The following is an 18,011-nucleotide window of genomic DNA, read 5'->3' as shown; positions in this document are numbered from 1 at the left end:
TATAAGTTTTTCAGTGACCTCTTTACACACTCTGTTTTTTTATTCATTGCTACTTTTGCCTTATCCATAAAAACTAAAATTATTTTCTATACTTTGCACTAAAGTACTTCCTTCAATTCCTTTAAATATAGAATTTACTGTATATTCCTTAACCTGATCATAAGATTGAAAAATTCTTTGAGCTGAAATACAGTCATTATACACTTTCCAATATCCACACAATAAACACTTCTTATCATTACAGTTCATAAAATCTTTCACGTCATTAATTGGTATTCCTAAAAAAATACCTAATTCATGTGGACAGTTAAATTCTTTATATCTATTTTTTAACACATTTAAATATTCTATAATAGTTCCATTTTCTGAATATCCTAGACCTATTAAAAACTCTTTATTTTCTTCTTTTCCTATATATTTTTCAAGTAAACTCTGATTATAAATTAATACTACAATTGAATCATCAGATTCTCTTAGTTCTATAAAGTCAAGACCTATACTTTGAATAAACGCTTTTCCCATTGAACCCCAGTTACTATATAAATCTTTATTATATTTTTTAAAAGTAATAGTAGCAGCTGGTTTAACCTTTGCAATCACCAATGAAGTATTATAAATTAAAAAGTTTTTAATATATTCTTCACCATTCATAGATTCTAACTTATTATAAAATTCTAAACATGTCATTTTCATTACCTACCTATAAAAGTGTTATTTTTTTACCAAAATCTATACATTCATCTTCATCTTCTGGTTCGCCACAAATTATTAAACAGTCCTCTTTTATTTCGCATCCATAAGAAAGCATTCTATCTTCCCAATCTCTCATCCACTTTCCATCACCCCAACCATAGGATCCAAATAAAACTACTTTCTTTTTAGATATTTTTGAAGATACCTCTTCAATAAAAGGTTCAAACTCAGATTCTTCTAATACTTCATCTCCCATAGATGGGCATCCTAGTATTATTATATCTTCATCATCAAAGATGCCACTGTTAGCATTAGCAACATTGATTACTTCTGCATTTTTCCCTTCTTCTCTGATTCCTTTAGCAATTAATTCTGCCATTTTCTCTGTATTACCTGTACCTGACCAATAAACTATTTTCATAACACATCCTCCTTAATTGAAAATTATTCTCAATTAAATAATATCGGATCTTCACATTATTGTCAATAGTTTTTGATAATTATTCTCAATTGAATTGTAACAAATAAATCATAATCCTATTATGCTTGTATATGTATGGTTTTATACTTATTAAAGCTCTTTAAATAAATAATAAAAGGCATCTTTCTATTGAACTGCTATCAAATTTATAGATATCAGTTAATATTCTAGAAAAATGCTTCTTATATTATTTATATTATTTACTTTCCTTATCTCTAATTGCAGCTCTTATAAATCCTTTGAATAAAGGATGGGGATTATTAGGTCTTGATTTCAATTCTGGATGAAATTGCACTGATACATACCACGGATGATCTTTTATTTCAACAATTTCTACCAATCTATCATCGGGGCTTGTCCCAGTGATATTCATACCTTTCTCAACTATTTCTTCTCTAAACTTATTATTAAATTCATACCTATGTCTATGTCTTTCATTTACCAATATTTCATCATATTCACTAGCCACTATTGAATTTTTGTCTAGTTTACATGGATATAAACCAAGTCTCATAGTACCACCAAAGTTTTCAATTTCTTGTTGATCTGCCATTAAATCTATTACTGGATATTTGGTATTTGGGTCAATCTCAGAACTATTAGCTCCTTCATATCCAAGTACATTTCTAGCATACTCTATAACTGAACATTGCATACCTAAACATATTCCAAATAAGGGTTTTTTATTCTCCCTTGCCCATCTTACAGCTTCAATCTTGCCTTCTATTCCTCTATCTCCAAATCCCCCTGGTACTAATATCCCATTCACATCTGAAAAAATTTCATCCGAGTTATCTCTTGCTACCTCTTCTGCATTTATCCATTTCATTTCTATTATGCAATCATTAGCATATCCACCATGACTTAAAGCCTCAACTACAGAGATATACGCATCATGTAGTTCTACATATTTACCAACTAAAGCAATCTTAATTTTCTCATTTAAATTTTTAATTTTATTAACCATACTAATCCATTGTGAATTATCAATATGTGTACATTCTAGATTTAATCTTTCACATATTAACCTATCTAGACCTTCCTTATGTAACATTAAAGGGACTTCATATAAGTGCTCTGCATCTAGATTTTGTATTACATTTTTACCTTCTAAATTACAAAATAAACCTATTTTTGCCTTCAATTCATCTGATATTTCCTTTTCAGCTCTACAAACTATTATGTCTGGTTGAATTCCTATACTTCTTAATTCCTTAACTGAATGTTGAGTTGGCTTTGTTTTTAATTCACCAGCTTTTCCTAGATAAGGTACTAAAGTCACATGTATAAAACACACATTTTCCTTACCTACTTCATACTGAATTTGTCTTATAGCTTCCAAAAATGGCAAGGATTCAATATCTCCTACAGTACCACCAATTTCTGTTATTACTACATCTACTGACTTTTCCTTTGTTACCTTACATATTCTTTCTTTTATCTCATTAGTTATATGAGGTATTACTTGAACAGTTCCACCTAAATACTCTCCTCTTCTTTCTTTAGATATGACTGACCAATAAATTTTACCTGTAGTAACATTGCTACTTTTGCTTAAATTTTCGTCAATAAATCTTTCATAATGTCCTAAGTCTAAATCAGTTTCAGCACCATCATCAGTAACAAATACTTCTCCATGTTGATATGGACTCATTGTTCCTGGATCTACATTTAGGTATGGATCAAACTTCTGTATTGTAACATTTAATCCCCTATTTTTTAAAAGTCTACCTAAAGATGCTGCTGTAATACCCTTTCCTAAGGATGAAACTACTCCACCTGTTACAAAAATATACTTACTATTCATGTTATCTTCTCCCATACAATTTATTTTTATATTTTATTAATTTACTATTGACTTTTAATCTATACATTTGTATAATAAGAATTACCCCATAAATAATATGGGGTAGTATGTACTTTTAACATAAAATTTATATTACCACACTTCCATATATATGGCTAGTGTTTTTTGTCATTTTATATATTTAACTTAATAATTAAAAATATAGATTATTGTTAGTATAAATCTAACTAATTTACATATTAATATGTGAGGCTATCTTAGAATAATAAAAAATATTCTAAGATAGCCTCACTTTTAACTATTTATTAAATTAAAATACACTTTAATAATTAAATTTATTATGATTTATTTCTTCATCATGTAAAAATTAAATATACAAATCCACTTATGAGTTAAAGTAAATTTATATTATTTTCCTTACAAATTTTCACATTTTTTTCATCCCATGTAGTAGCTTGAACTTCCCCAATATGAGCTTTGTTTAAAAAAAACATGCATATTCTTGATTGACCTATTCCTCCTCCAATTGTATATGGAAGTTCTCCTGCTAATAATCTCTTATGAAAATCTAAACGTCTTCTGTTATCATTACCTGATACTGTTAATTGATAATCAAGGGCTTTTTCATCTACTCTTATTCCCATTGATGAAAGTTCTACAGCCCTATCTAATAAAGGATACCAAAATAATATATCTCCATTTAAATTCCAGTCATCATAATCCGGACTCCTACCATCGTGCTTTTCTCCCGATTTTAACGCTCCACCTATTTTCATTATAAATACAGCTCCAAACTCCCTACATATTTCATCTTCTCTTTCCTTAGAAGTAAGATGTGGATAAATGTCCTCTAGCTCCTGGGTAGTTATAAAATGTATTTCATTTGGTAAAGGATTTTCTACCTTCATTAAATTTTTATCAACAAATTCTTGAGTTTTCTTAAATACCTTATAGATTTTTCTTACAATATCTTTTAAATATTCTTCATTTCTATCTTCTTTTTTTATTACCTTTTCCCAATCCCATTGGTCTACATAAACTGAATGTAAATTGTCTAGCTCTTCATCTCTTCTTATAGCATTCATATCTGTATATAATCCATCTCCAACTTGGAAATTGTATCTATGAAGACTCATTCTTTTCCATTTTGCTAAGGAGTGTACTATTTCAACATTTTCTCCTGTAGCCAACAAGTCAAATACTACTGGTCTCTCAACTCCGTTTAAATTATCATTTAATCCACTTTGAGAGTCCACAAACAGTGGAGCTGAAACTCTAGTCAAGCTAAGACTTTCTGATAAAGTCCTTTCAAAAAAATCTTTTATCTTCTTTATGTGTACTTCTGTTTCTATTAATGTGGCATTGGATTTATATCCTTTGGGAATAACAATTCCTTCTATCTTCATAATAATTCCTCCTTAGATTTTAAGTTTAAAGTTAAAGAGTTGATAAAGTTTTCTGGGCCCATACTTTATCTTTTTTATTTATATATAATAAAAAACTCTCATCCCTATATAAAAATATAAAAGGACGAGAGTACTACTCACGCGTTACCACCTTAATTCATTGCTACTTTACAATAACAATCTCTTCAAGTACGTCAATTAATGCAAATTGATTATACTCTAGCACTATATCGGGTGCAGATCCGGTACTGCCTACTGGTTGTTATCTTTCGGAGCACTGCTCAGAGATGTTATTCAAATCAACTTACTCTTCCCCCTCTCAGCTTATGGGGAATTCTCTGTAAAGATACATTAATTTTACTTCTTCTCTTCAACGCTTTCTACATTTCATTTTTTTAAATAATATCACAATTAATTTATTTTGTAAAGCACTTTTAAAATGCTATCTCAAAATTTCTTTTGAGATAGCATTTTGATTTTAAAGTTCTTTTTATTTATTTAATTACTCTACATAAGCATCTCTAAATTCCATTTGTCCTAATGGTGATTTATAAGTTCCTTTAACATTTTTGTCTATACATAATACATTTGTATAATAGTATAGTGGTATAATTGGTGATTCATCCATTAAAATATCTTCTGCTTTGTGTAATAATTCTGTTCTCTTAGCGTCATCTAACTCTACTTTAGCTTGAGCTATTAACTTATCATATTCTTTATTTGAATATCCTGCATTATTTTGTCCGTTACCAGTTGTCCACATATCTAAGAATGTCATCGGATCATTATAATCTGCTATCCATCCATGTCTAGCCATAGAATATTGGAAATTATTCCTTGTATCTTGGAATACTGCCCACTCTTCATTTTTCAACTCTACATTAATTCCAAGATTTGTTTTCCACATATCTTGTACTGCTTGAGCTATATTTTGATGACCTTGATCTGTATTAAAAGTAAATGTTATTGTTGGTGCTCCTTCTCCATTTGGATATCCAGCTTCTTCTAGCAATTTCTTAGCTTCTTCAATATTTGCACCCTTTGATGAATAATCCTTTTGAAACTCTTCTCCTATTGAATCAAGAATACCTGCTGGAACATAGCTAGTTGCTGGTGCTTGACCACCTTGAGCTACCTTATCAACTATTAGTTGTCTATCTATAGCTAGTGATAAAGCTTTTCTGAACTTAGGATTGCTTAATGCTTCAGCTGCTTTAGGGTCTACATCCTTAGCTTTGTCTGATACATTTATTACATAGAAGTAAGTTCCTAAATAAGGATATATTTTTGCTGTTCCTTCATCTAGTAATGTAGGAATTTCAGCCTGAGGTGGTGATTCTATTACATCTATTTCTCCACTCTTAAAGGCATTTAAATAAGTTATTTGATCATCTATTAATTTTACTTCTAATGTTTCAAGTTTTACATTTTTAGCATCCCAATAATTTTCATTTTTTACAAATGTAATACTTTCTTTTTCTTTCCATTCAGACATCTTAAATGGTCCATTAGATATATATGTGTCTGGCTTTAATGTCCACTTTTCTTCATTTCCTTCTATAATATCTTTTCTAACTGGGAAATAAGTTGGAAAAGCTGCCAATGATAAGAAATATGGAACTGGAGCTTCAAGAGTTACTTCTAAGGTGTTATCATCTATAACCTTTACACCTACATCCTCTGCTGTAGCAACCTTACCTCCTACTTTTTCCTGATTATAGTATGCAGCTCCATTTTTTATATAGAAAAGTTGATATGCATATTCTGCTGCCACTTTAGGATTTAATGCTCTCTTCCATGCATATTCAAAGTCCCCAGCTACTACCGGTTTTCCATCTGACCATTTAGCATCCTTCCTTATATGGAAAGTATATACAGTTCCATCGTCAGATACTTCATACTTTTCAGCAGTACCTGGTACTATTTTAGAATTTTCATCCTCTCTCATTAACCCTTCAAAAGCATTGTGAATTATTGTTGAACCATCTACTGCTGAATTTAGTTGTGGATCAATAGTTTTAGGATCTGCACCTAAATTATATACTATTTTTTGTTCTACTGTTTCTTCTACCACAGGCGTATTGCCATCACCAGGTTTTTCTCCTTCATTTTCTTTAGTCTTAGTACATCCTAAAAGTAATGTACCTGTCATTATTGCAGTCATTATCAGTGCCATTATTCTAGTTTTCTTCATTCATTGACCTCCTTATTAAATTAATTAATTTATTTTAAAATAAATGACAAGCTACGCAATGGCCAGGAGATACTTCCTTTAAAATCGGCTCCTCTTCACCACAGATTTGTTTTGCATATTTACATCTAGATTTAAATCTACATCCTGGTGGAGGATCAATTGGAGATGGAATATCTCCCTCTAAAATTATTCTTTGTCTTCTTTTAGCTTCATCTGGATCAGGAATTGGAATTGCAGATAGTAATGCATTGGTATAGGGATGAATTGGTTTACTATATACCTCATTACTCTCTGCTATTTCAACTAGTTTTCCTAAGTACATTATTCCAACTCTATTGGATATATGCTTAACCATGGATAAATCATGAGCTATAAACAAGTAAGTTAGGCCAAAGTCATTTTGCAAATCCTCAATCATATTAATTATCTGAGCTTGTATTGATACATCAAGGGCAGAAATAGGTTCATCACAAACAATAAACTCTGGATTAACTGCAAGAGCTCTTGCTATTCCGATTCTTTGTCTTTGACCTCCTGAAAACTCATGTGGATAACGATTTAAATGATTTTGATCAAGACCTACCTTATCTAAAAAATACTTTACTTTTTCTTCTCTTTCTTTGCCTCTACATATTTTATAAATATCTAATGGTTCACCGATAATATCTCCAACTGTTAGCCGTGGATTAAGCGATGCATAAGGATCTTGAAATATCATCTGCATCTTTTTTCTATAAGATAGCATCTGCTTATTAGTTAGCTTACCAATCTCTTCATTATCATAAAATATCTCTCCAGCAGTAGGATTATATAATTTTAATAGAGTCCTACCTAAAGTTGTTTTACCACATCCTGATTCTCCTACTAGGCCTAAAGTCTCTCCTTTTTTTATTTGAAGAGATACCCCATCAACAGCCTTTAATATTCCTTTATTCTTACTAAAAATTGATTTCTTAGTATTGAAATATTTACATAGATTTTTTACTTCTATTAGTTTCCCTATACTACTCATCTTCCTTCCTCCTCTTCAATGGAGTTTCAACCTTTGGTGCCCTATTATCATTTAGCCAACAAGCAGATTTATGTCCTGGAGTTATTTCATAATATTCAGGTCTATGCTCTTTACATACTTCCATAGAATATTTACATCTAACATAAAATGGACATCCCTTTGGAGGTTTAAATAAATCTGGTGGTTGACCATCTATAGGTCTTAATCTTTCTCTTACCAAGGTATTAGGATTAGGAACACTTTCCATAAGACCCCAAGTATATGGATGTTTAGAATTATAGAATATATCCTTTACAGTTCCTTGCTCTATAATAAGACCTCCATACATTACATTCACATTATCACAAATATCTGCAACAACCCCCAAATCATGTGTAATAAGAATTATAGATGTATTTAGTTTTTCCTTTATATCCTTCATTATCTCTAAAATTTGTGCTTGTATCGTAACATCTAGTGCAGTAGTTGGTTCATCAGCTATCAATAGCTTTGGATTACAAGTTAATGCCATAGCTATCATAACCCTTTGTCTCATACCCCCAGAAAACTCATGTGGATATTGCTTCATTCTGCTTTCAGGACTAGGTATACCAACTAAGTGTAATAATTCTACAGCTTTTTTATGTGCTTCTTCTTTAGTCATCTTCTTATGGATTCTAAGCGGCTCCATAATTTGATTTCCTATAGTCATAAGCGGATTCAAAGAAGTCATAGGATCTTGGAAAATCATGGATATGTCATTTCCTCTTATGGTAGACATATCTTCCTCACTGATAGACACTATATCCTTATCTTCAAATCTTACTTTTCCCTCTTTTACTTTACCATTATCATCTAAAAGCCTCATAATAGACATCATTGTAACACTTTTTCCACTACCAGATTCTCCAACTATACCCATAACCTCACCATGTTCTAGATTAAATGAAACTCCCCCTACAGCTTGCACTTCTCCAAATTGAGTATAGAAAGATGTTTTTAAATTATTTACTTCTAACAAATTACTCATCCTTCCACCCCCTACTTTTTAATCTTTGGATCTAGAGCATCTCTAAGCCCATCACCAAGCATATTAAATGAAAAAATTGTTATACATATAGCCAACGTCGGAAATAAAAGCTGATACGGATATAATCTTAAAGTAGATAAAGCATCACTAGCTAAAGTTCCCCATGATGCAAGTGGTGGTACTAATCCTAATCCAATAAAACTTAAAAAAGCTTCTGAAAATATTGCAGTTGGTATTTGCAGTGTAAGAGTTACTATAATTGGACCTAAACAATTTGGAATTAGATGTTTAAATAGTATTCTCTTACCTTGAGCTCCTAAAGTTTTAGCAGCTAAAATAAATTCTTGTTGTTTAAGCTGAAGTATTTCTGCCCTAACAATTCTAGCCATACCTATCCAATAAGAAATAGCCAAGGCTACAATAATATTGAATAAACCACCTTTTTCAAGAACGACCATTAATAGTATTACATATATTGTCATAGGTATAGAAGATATTATATCTACAATTCTCATCATAATATTATCTACCCATCCACCTATAAGTCCAGCAATTCCACCATATACTATGCCTATAACCAAATTAAGTATAGATGCCACAAAACCAATTATCAAAGAATATCTAGCACCATACATAACCCTTACAAACAAATCTCGTCCTAGTGAATCTGTTCCAAACCAATGCTCTGCAGACGGTCCCTGGTTAGTAAGCATTAAGTTATTTGTCGTATAATCATGTTTAGAAAACCAAGGAATAAATATAGCTCCTAGAGTTATAAGAATAACAAAGATAAGCCCTACTATTGCTAACTTATTTTTTTTAAGTTTTCTCCACGAATCTTTCCAATAAGATACACTTGGCCTATTTATTGTATCCTTCTGTTTACTACCTTCATCTACAAAGACAAAATCCTTTTCTAAAATTTCATTAATTTCTTCATTAAATTCCATAACATCACCTCCTACGCTTCAACATTTTCTAATTTAATTCTTGGATCTATAATTACATACATAATATCCACAATTAAATTACATAGTATAAGAAGTGTGCTATAGAATATAGTTACTCCAAGTATAGTTGTATAATCTCTATTTGTTATTGTAGTTACAAACTCTCTTCCAAGTCCAGGTATAGCAAATATCTTTTCCACTACAAAGCTACCAGTTAATATCCCTGCAATCAATGGCCCTACGTAGGTTACAATAGGGATTAATGTATTTCGAAGAGCATGTTTAAACATGATTCTTCTACCATTAACTCCTTTTGCCTTTGCAGTTCTAATATAATCTGATTTTAAAACTTCTAAAAGTTTAGATCTTGTAAGTCTAGATATAAATGCTATAGAATATCCCGCTAGAGCTATCGATGGTAAAATATAGCTCTTCAAGCTATCTAGACCCGTTATAGGAACTAAGCTTAGTTTAACTCCAAATACATACATCAATAGTGTAGCTATAACAAAACTTGGCAATGTAACTCCCAGAGTAGCAAGTACCATACATACTGAATCTGGCCACTTATTATATTTAAGAGCAGCAATTATCCCTAAAAGTATTCCGAAAATTAAGGAAATTGCTACAGCTACTCCACCAAGTTTAGCAGATGCCGGGAAAGAATAACCTATTATTTCTTGTACTTCTCTTCCTTTGTATCTCATACTTGGACCTAGATCCCCCTTAAGTAAGTCCTTTAAATACATAGAATATTGATCACCTAAAGATTTATCTAATCCATATTTTGCTTCTAAACTAGCCTTTATTTCTGGCGGTAGTGGCTTTTCACCATCAAAAGGTCCACCAGGCATTAATCTCATTAAAAAAAATGTCGCAGTGATAACTATAAATATAGTTACTACACTTATACCTAGTCTTTTTAGAATGTATTTAATCAAATTCTCACCCCCCATTTTTTATATGATATATATATATTGATTTATTCTCTCAATATTCCATTAATTTTTGTTTAATCCATTACTTTCTAATGATAAATTAATAACAATCTTCATATATATCTATATTTGACTATTTCTTAATGGATTAATGTGCTTTGTTGATCAATAAAACTAAGTAATTATATTTTTCAAAAAAAGAAAAGTGCCTTAAAATTTTGCACTCTTTAAGATATTTATTCACATTTCATTAAGGAAGTGATACCTAAACATCAATTTAAGACCTAGTGTATTTTAAGACAACTCTTTAAACTATTAATTTATATTTTTCTTTACAAAGATACCTTCCTTCATAATTATCTGCATGTTACCACTTCTTATATCATGAATATCCTTTAATGGATTTCCATTCAATACAATAATATCAGCAAACTTACCTGACTCCAAAGTACCTGTTATATCATCAATTTTTAACATTTCTGCTCCATTTTTTGTAGCTGCTAAAATTACCTCCATATTGGTAAGTCCAGCTTTACAAAGAGTATACATTTCAGTTATTGCATATTCTCCATAAGGAGTTAAACTACTACAGAAGGAGTCTGAACCTACTGCTATTCTTATTCCCTTTTTATTTGCATTTCTTAGATTACTTATTATACGATTTAGCTCCTTTTCAGCTACTGTCTCTCCCTCATAATCATCTAAAATTTTTCTATAGGGAGGCTCGTACACTGTAAACCACTGATAGAAGAATTGAATGGTTGGACAAAAGCTTATATTCTTTTCCTTCATTATTTCTAAACATTCTTCATTTAATTCCTGACCATGGATTATAGCAGAAACTCCAGCTTTACATGAATTTAAAGCTCCTTCATAACCTTCAGCATGAGACCAAACTGGTAATCCAACCATATTGCATTCATCTACCACAGCTTGTATTTCCTCCATACAATAGTGAGATGATGCTTTAGCATCATGTCTCCATATACCTCCTCCAGTAGACCATATTTTTATAGCATCAGGATTTTCACGTATTCGTTTTCTGATAGACTTACGCAGTTCCCATGGTCCATCAACGCTTTCTGCCCATGGATGTGAATCTTCATTATAGACCAACGGTAAATTATGCGAATCTCCATGTCCTGAAGTTCTGCAAAATCCTAACCCTGTTGCAACTATACGTGGTCCTGGTATTATTCCTTCCTCAATCATATTTCTAAGATGAATTCCAGAACGAGAAATTTCACCTACGGATGTTAGTCCATGTTCCAAAGCTTCTCTAGCTTGAGCAACAGCTACAATTGTCTTTTGTATCACAGGCTCTAATACCCATTCTGTATCACTATCTGTTCTATTTCCGCTAAAATGTAGATGAGAATCTATAAGTCCTGGCATAATAGTTTTTCCTGATATATCTATTATTTCATAATTCTCTTCTATCTCTTTCATCACTCCAGCATAAGTAATTTTCTTATTTTCAACAAGAACTAAGGAATTTTCGATAGGTTCAGTTCCCAATCCATTTATTAATAGTCCTCCTATAAATGCTATACTTTTCATATTTTACCCCCTAAATTATGCATATTACTATGTTTTGCTTTGATATAGTCCAATAGTTTGCCTCAACTCATTATTATACCATATATGTAAAATTAAACAGGCTTAATTTTATGCTTTTTATGATTTATTTCATGATAATAAAATGAGTAGACAATAGTTACATTATCTACTCATAGTCTAACTAAGTAACTTAATTTAATTATATAAATTATTAACTAGTTATAAATTGACCACCATTTATATGAATAGTTTCTCCAGTTATAAATGAAGCCCCATCTCCAGCTAAGAATACATAGCTCTCTGCAATTTCAACAGGCTGACCTGCTCTTTTAAACAAGGTATTACTGCCGAAAGTAGATACCTTATCACTATGAAATGATGATGGTATAAGCGGCGTCCATACTGGGCCTGGTGCCACTGCATTTACTCTTATTCCTCTTGTAGCCAATGACTTTGATAAACTTCTAGTTAGGGCTGTTAAAGCTCCTTTAGTACAAGAATAATCTATTAAAGTTTCATTTCCTTCATAGGCTGTTACAGAAGTTGTATATATTATTGAATCCCCCTTCTTCATATGAAAGAGTACTTCTTTTGTTAAATAGAAAGCTCCAAAGAAATTTGTATCAAAGGTTTTATGTAATTGCTTACTAGTTATCTCATTAATTTGTTGACACTCATGTTGTTCTGCTGAATTTGATACAAAAATATTTATAATTCCATACTTTTGCACTACTTTTTTTATAGCTTCCTTGCAGAAGTCTTCATTACCAATATCTCCAGAGATGAGTAAACACTCTCCTCCTCTTTCTTCAATAAGATTTTTTGTTTCCTTAGCATCTTCATTTTCGTTTAAATAGATTATACATACCTTTGCTCCTTCTTTTGCATATAGTATAGAAACAGCTCTCCCTATACCACTATCTCCCCCTGTAATTAAAGCTATTTTGCCCTTTAATCTGTCTGAAGTTTTATGATAATCATCTATTTCATAGATAGGTTTTGGTTCCATTTCACTTTCAATGCCTGGCTGTACATTTTGATGTTGAGGCTTAAACCCAATTGGAAAATTGTAGTCCATTTTAACACTCCTTATCTATATATAGAAATTAATATTTTAACTCCATTACTCTTGCTTTATCTTTTTTACTTTACTATATACCCTGTATGACAAATACAATCCTTAATTTCTTCTGGAGTTGCTGGACTGTTATAATTTACTTCAACTGTACCTCTTGCTATATCAACACAGACCTGTTGTACACCATTAATTTTATCTAAAGAATTATTTAACTTAGTTCTACTTTCTGAATTTACTAATCCTGAAACATTATAATGTACTGATTTCATTTTAATTTACCTCCAATTATTAGTTTTCTAATATATTATCTTTTAAAAGAGCAATTTTTATGCATAGAAATACTAATTCTAAACTATCCACCTTTCATTTTTGTAAATTAATCTATTAAAAAAGACACTACCTATGTAGCGTCTTTAAATATTATATTTTATTCCTAAATAGCTTGGAGTTTGCTTAATAAGTCATCTATTTTTAATCCGTGAACCATACACGCTTCTTCAAGAGTTTCCGCTTGTGCTGAAGGACATCCAACACAACCCATCCCAAAACTCATTAAAACTTCTGCTGCTTTCTCGTTTTGTCTTATTACTTCCCCAATAGTCATTTCCTTTGTTACTTGCATAACTATTACCTCCATTTTTATTTTGATTAACTTAGATATAAATATATATCATTAAACATAGTATACTACATTTCTACAGATTTAATTATTTAATTTTTATATCTATATTAATTCACCTATTTTTTTTATTAATGACATACAACTTTTTAACGTAGTATCAGTATCATCTAAACATGGATTAAATTCTACAAAATCCATAGATTTAACTAATCTAGTATTAAATATACTAGTTAATAACTTCTCTGCATCATTTATATTAAATCCATTTGGAACTGGAGTTCCCGTGCCCTTTATTAATTCTGGATCTACAGAATCTATATCAAAGCTAATATGAATATTATTTATTCCTCGTGCTTTTAAACCTTCCAAAAGCTCCTTACACACTTTATCTACACCTATTTCTCTTACTTTATCCATAGTCCAAACAGTTAAATTTTTATCTTTAATTAATTGAAGTTCACCTTCATCTAAATCTCTTGCTCCAATTATAAATACATTTTCCTTTTTAACTTTTATACCATTAAAATATAAATTTGTTAAAGATTCATCTCCAAAACCCATGGATGCAGCTAATGGCATACCATGAACATTTCCTGTAGGACTTGTCTCAAAGGTATTTATGTCTCCATGAGCATCAATCCATATTACAGCTAAATCTCCCTGAAAATATTTACTTGAACCAGCAACGCTTCCCATAGCTAAAGCATGATCTCCACCTAAAGTTATAGGAAAACTTCCACCGCATAGGGAACTATAAACTGAATTAGCTAAATTCTCAGTTACTTCTATAATTTCATTAATGTATTTTGCATTTACTCCGGCCGCAAAAGGTTGCTTATCCTTTGTATTATTAACATAAATATTTCCTAAATCATATACCTTATTTTTATGATTTTCTAATAATTCTTTAATTCCGTTTTCTCTTAATTCATCTGGTCCATTTTCTACCCCTGCTCTATCACATCCATAATAAAGAGGTACTCCAATTAAGTTAATATCCATATAAATCCCCTCCGTTAAAATGCCACTTATGTTATATTAGCATTCAGTCAAATTTCACTTTCAAATCCCTATTTCTATTATGTATCTATCTAATATAACCTAGAAATTTATCAGCAATTATTACTTTATTCCAAAACTAATAAAATTACAATAGAAAACTAATATTTATTTTATCGAATATATATATTTTTACATAATAACTGTTATAATATTCACTGTTCTAATGGATAATTATGTGGTTAACTTAAAGGTTTTATAATATATGTAATAAACTTCATTTCATTTTAAAGAATATTTTATAAAAATTTCAATATATTAAACTTTTCATATATTCCATTGCCTGTTATTAAAATATGTATTTTTATACATACATCAAGTTATAATTAAGGAATTTCTTTATATATAATAAATAAATTTATTATCTTATTCGAAGGTTACTAACAGAATTCTAAGTATCAGTATTTTCGATACTTAGAATTCGTTGTCCTTTAGAGGAAATCGTTATACAGAGATGTAGCAGTTATTTATTACCACTTTGAAGAACTTGGAGTATTAGTGCTGTTAGTCATCAGATAAAGCCTATTTCAATATTATCTTTGAAATAGGCTTTCTATCTATATTTTTTTATAAAGAGTTATTTCTGTTTCTCCCTCTTGAAGTTTAGCGAGTTCTGGTACAAGATTAGAAAAATGTATTGTATTGTTATGTAACTTTATTGCTTCTTCACTCTCCCAAACCTCAATGAATGCAACTACATCACTATTTCTTAAATCTTCGTAAAGATCATACTCTATACATCCAGTTTCTTTCCTACTTTCTTCTATAAGTTTATTGGCTAAATTTTTAAATTCTTCTTTTTTATCTTTTTTTATAGTCTTTTTTGCTACAATAGTAATCATATTCATATACCTCCAATATAAATTATTTTAGTTAATGTTCACCATAATATTTTCCCTACATGCTTTAAGCTTCATAGATTTTAACCTTCACTGAATATAAAAATATAAAAATAGTTAAACACCCTATAAAAGAATTATATTACCTTTACTAAAATTTACATATAAAAATGAGGACTTAAAACAGCTTTCACAGATGCTTTAAATCCTCATACTCTAGTTTTATCCAGATAAAATTTGATTATTTTTCAATTATAGTTCCTGTAATACCATGTAAAGCTTCTTTAGCTTTTTCTAGTGAAGTTATTAAAGCTTTACCATTATTACTGAATTTAACATAATCCATACATGCTTCTACCTTAGGTAACATTGAACCCTTAGCAAAATGGCCTTCTTGTATATATTTACTAGCCTCTTCTAGATTAATTTCTGATAGTTCTTCTTGATTTGGTTTATTAAAGTTTATACAAACTCTATCAACAGCTGTTAAAATAACTAGCATTTCTGCATCTAAATCTTTTGCAAGTTTTGCGCTTGATTTATCTTTATCTATAACTGCCGCAACACCTCTAAGAGATCCATCAGATTCCTCTACTACAGGAATACCACCACCACCAACAGTAATAACTATAGTTCCTTGTTCAACTAATTGTTTAACTGTTTCAAGCTCTACAATTTTTTGCGGCTGTGGAGATGCAACTACTCTTCTATATCCTCTACCTGCATCTTCTACAAATGTAAATCCTTTTTCTGCAGCTATCTTTTCAGCTTCTTCCTGACTATAGAACATTCCTACTGGCTTACTTAAGTTTCTAAAAGCTTCATCATTTTCATCAACTACAACTTGAGTAACTACAGTAGCAACATTTTTTCTAATTCCTCTAGATATAAGCTCTGTTCTAATGGATTGTTGTAAGTGATATCCAATATATCCTTGACTCATGGCACCACATTCTGCAAAAGGCATTAATGGAGTATTTGCTCCATTATTTGCAGCAAATTCCATAGCTAAGTTTATCATTCCAACCTGTGGACCATTACCATGGCCAACAATTACATTATAGCCTTCTTCTACTAAATCAACGATGGTTTTTGCTGTATGCTTAACTAAATCTAATTGTTCTTCAGCTGTTTTTCCTAAGGCGTTTCCCCCTAAAGCTATTACTAGTTCCTTCATTTAATTCACCCCATATATAATTTAAATATAAAATATGTTGAGACTATTATATTTTTATCTATGCCTTAAATATAATATTTTATTGTTTAGCTAATTAAATAATAGGGTAAACCCCTTCCTTTCTTAATTTTAAGAAGGAGTTTAATTATTATAGCCCTATAGTTGCAGCCATAACTGCTTTAATTGTATGCATTCTATTTTCAGCTTCATCAAATACTACAGATTGTTTTGACTCAAATACCTCATCAGTAACTTCCATTTCTGTCATTCCAAATTTTTCTCCCATTTCTTTTCCTACTACAGTTTTTAAATCGTGGAATGCTGGTAGACAGTGCATGAATATAGCTTCTGGTTTAGCATTTTCCATTGCAGCTCTATTCACTTGATATGGTCTTAGTTCTTTTATTCTTGCTTCCCAAACTTCATCTGGTTCTCCCATAGATACCCAAACATCTGTGTAGATAACATCTGCATTTTTTGTTCCAACCATAACATCTTCAGTTAATGTTACAGTACATCCATTTTCCTTTGCAATTTCCTTGCAAGTTTCAACTAGCTCCTCAGCTGGGAATAATTCTTTAGGTGCACAAGCTGTAAAATTTAAACCCATTTTTGCACAAGCAACCATTAAAGAGTTACCCATATTATTTCTGGCATCACCCATATATACAAAGTTAATTCCTTTTAATCTTCCAAACTTCTCTTCTATAGTCAATAAGTCTGCAAGCATTTGAGTTGGATGGAATTCAGTTGTTAATCCATTCCAAACTGGAACTCCTGCATAAGCTGCTAATTCTTCAACTATTTCTTGGTCAAAACCTCTATATTCTATACCATCATACATTCTACCTAATACTCTAGCTGTATCTGCAATAGATTCCTTTTTACCCATTTGAGAACCTGTAGGTCCTAAATAAGTAACACCCATACCTAAATCCATAGCTCCTACTTCAAAAGAACATCTTGTTCTAGTAGAATCCTTAGCAAATAATATTGCAACATTCTTTCCCTCTAAATTTTTATGAGGTACTCCAGCTCTTTTTAAATTTTTGAAGTCCTTAGATAAGTCTAATAAATATCTAATTTCCTCAGGTGTAAAATCTAATAATTTTAAAAATGAACGTCCTCTTAAATTAATTGCCATTGTTATACTCCCCCTAATATGTTGTTTTTTTATATAATTTTA

General features: G+C 30.7%; 17 protein-coding genes and 1 other annotated feature. All 17 genes read right to left on the bottom strand.

What is annotated here, in order from left to right; all coding sequences use genetic code 11:
• Positions 1 to 60: 60 nt before the first annotated feature.
• The 17 genes from B2694_RS16490 to argF all read right to left on the bottom strand — a co-directional run bounded on the left by B2694_RS16490 (position 61) and on the right by argF (position 17,969).
• Positions 61 to 687 carry a DUF3793 family protein gene (locus B2694_RS16490; protein ID WP_346886671.1) on the bottom strand — a complete coding sequence of 209 codons (627 nt, stop codon included), beginning with the start codon at positions 685 to 687 and terminating at the stop codon, positions 61 to 63.
• A gap of 13 nt (positions 688 to 700) precedes the next feature.
• Positions 701 to 1,114, bottom strand: coding sequence for a flavodoxin (locus tag B2694_RS16485; RefSeq protein WP_346886670.1), 414 nt, complete (start codon positions 1,112 to 1,114; stop codon positions 701 to 703).
• Positions 1,115 to 1,370: 256 nt separating this feature from the next.
• A complete protein-coding gene (locus B2694_RS16480; protein ID WP_346886669.1) occupies positions 1,371 to 2,981 on the bottom strand; it encodes a CTP synthase in 1,611 nt (536 codons plus the stop codon).
• A 392-nt stretch (positions 2,982 to 3,373) separates the two neighbouring features.
• Positions 3,374 to 4,381 (bottom strand): aspartate--ammonia ligase, encoded by a 1,008-nt coding sequence (gene asnA / locus B2694_RS16475; protein ID WP_346886673.1) that lies wholly within the window; start codon positions 4,379 to 4,381, stop codon positions 3,374 to 3,376.
• Positions 4,382 to 4,504: 123 nt separating this feature from the next.
• Positions 4,505 to 4,770: a binding site (T-box leader), on the bottom strand.
• Between the two features lie 119 nt (positions 4,771 to 4,889).
• Complete coding sequence (locus B2694_RS16470) at positions 4,890 to 6,581, bottom strand: peptide ABC transporter substrate-binding protein (protein ID WP_035132893.1); 1,692 nt, start codon at positions 6,579 to 6,581, stop codon at positions 4,890 to 4,892.
• 34 nt (positions 6,582 to 6,615) lie between these two features.
• Positions 6,616 to 7,593 carry a dipeptide ABC transporter ATP-binding protein gene (locus tag B2694_RS16465; protein WP_346886668.1) on the bottom strand — a complete coding sequence of 326 codons (978 nt, stop codon included), beginning with the start codon at positions 7,591 to 7,593 and terminating at the stop codon, positions 6,616 to 6,618.
• Entirely contained in the window at positions 7,586 to 8,602 is a 1,017-nt protein-coding gene (locus tag B2694_RS16460; protein ID WP_035132891.1) for an ABC transporter ATP-binding protein, read from the bottom strand. Before B2694_RS16460 ends, B2694_RS16465 begins: the two co-directional genes overlap by 8 nt.
• 11 nt (positions 8,603 to 8,613) lie before the next feature.
• On the bottom strand, positions 8,614 to 9,552 hold the full coding sequence (locus B2694_RS16455) for an ABC transporter permease (RefSeq protein WP_346886667.1): 939 nt from the start codon (positions 9,550 to 9,552) through the stop codon (positions 8,614 to 8,616).
• An 11-nt stretch (positions 9,553 to 9,563) separates the two neighbouring features.
• Positions 9,564 to 10,493, bottom strand: coding sequence for an ABC transporter permease (locus B2694_RS16450; protein WP_346870983.1), 930 nt, complete (start codon positions 10,491 to 10,493; stop codon positions 9,564 to 9,566).
• 312 nt (positions 10,494 to 10,805) lie between these two features.
• A complete protein-coding gene (locus B2694_RS16445) occupies positions 10,806 to 12,050 on the bottom strand; it encodes a metal-dependent hydrolase family protein (RefSeq protein ID WP_346886666.1) in 1,245 nt (414 codons plus the stop codon).
• 211 nt (positions 12,051 to 12,261) lie between these two features.
• The gene (locus B2694_RS16440) at positions 12,262 to 13,128 is read right to left on the bottom strand and encodes an SDR family oxidoreductase (protein WP_346886665.1); all 867 of its coding nucleotides are present in this window, start codon (positions 13,126 to 13,128) and stop codon (positions 12,262 to 12,264) included.
• A gap of 65 nt (positions 13,129 to 13,193) precedes the next feature.
• Positions 13,194 to 13,397, bottom strand: coding sequence for a cation transporter (locus tag B2694_RS16435; RefSeq protein WP_150843782.1), 204 nt, complete (start codon positions 13,395 to 13,397; stop codon positions 13,194 to 13,196).
• A 164-nt stretch (positions 13,398 to 13,561) separates the two neighbouring features.
• A complete protein-coding gene (locus tag B2694_RS16430) occupies positions 13,562 to 13,750 on the bottom strand; it encodes a DUF1858 domain-containing protein (protein WP_035132884.1) in 189 nt (62 codons plus the stop codon).
• Positions 13,751 to 13,852: 102 nt separating this feature from the next.
• Positions 13,853 to 14,752 carry an arginase gene (rocF, locus tag B2694_RS16425; RefSeq protein ID WP_346886664.1) on the bottom strand — a complete coding sequence of 300 codons (900 nt, stop codon included), beginning with the start codon at positions 14,750 to 14,752 and terminating at the stop codon, positions 13,853 to 13,855.
• A 614-nt stretch (positions 14,753 to 15,366) separates the two neighbouring features.
• Complete coding sequence (locus tag B2694_RS16420) at positions 15,367 to 15,651, bottom strand: putative quinol monooxygenase (protein ID WP_346886663.1); 285 nt, start codon at positions 15,649 to 15,651, stop codon at positions 15,367 to 15,369.
• Between the two features lie 238 nt (positions 15,652 to 15,889).
• A complete protein-coding gene (arcC, locus tag B2694_RS16415) occupies positions 15,890 to 16,825 on the bottom strand; it encodes a carbamate kinase (protein ID WP_346886662.1) in 936 nt (311 codons plus the stop codon).
• Between the two features lie 148 nt (positions 16,826 to 16,973).
• Positions 16,974 to 17,969 (bottom strand): ornithine carbamoyltransferase, encoded by a 996-nt coding sequence (gene argF / locus B2694_RS16410; protein ID WP_035132877.1) that lies wholly within the window; start codon positions 17,967 to 17,969, stop codon positions 16,974 to 16,976.
• Positions 17,970 to 18,011: the final 42 nt, after the last annotated feature.

Origin of the sequence: Clostridium sp. UBA4395, from assembly GCF_002390995.1 — a bacterium.
In the GTDB taxonomy this organism is placed as follows: Bacteria; Bacillota; Clostridia; order Clostridiales; family Clostridiaceae; genus Clostridium_J; species Clostridium_J sulfidigenes.
This window is presented reverse-complemented; position numbering and strand designations above follow the sequence as displayed.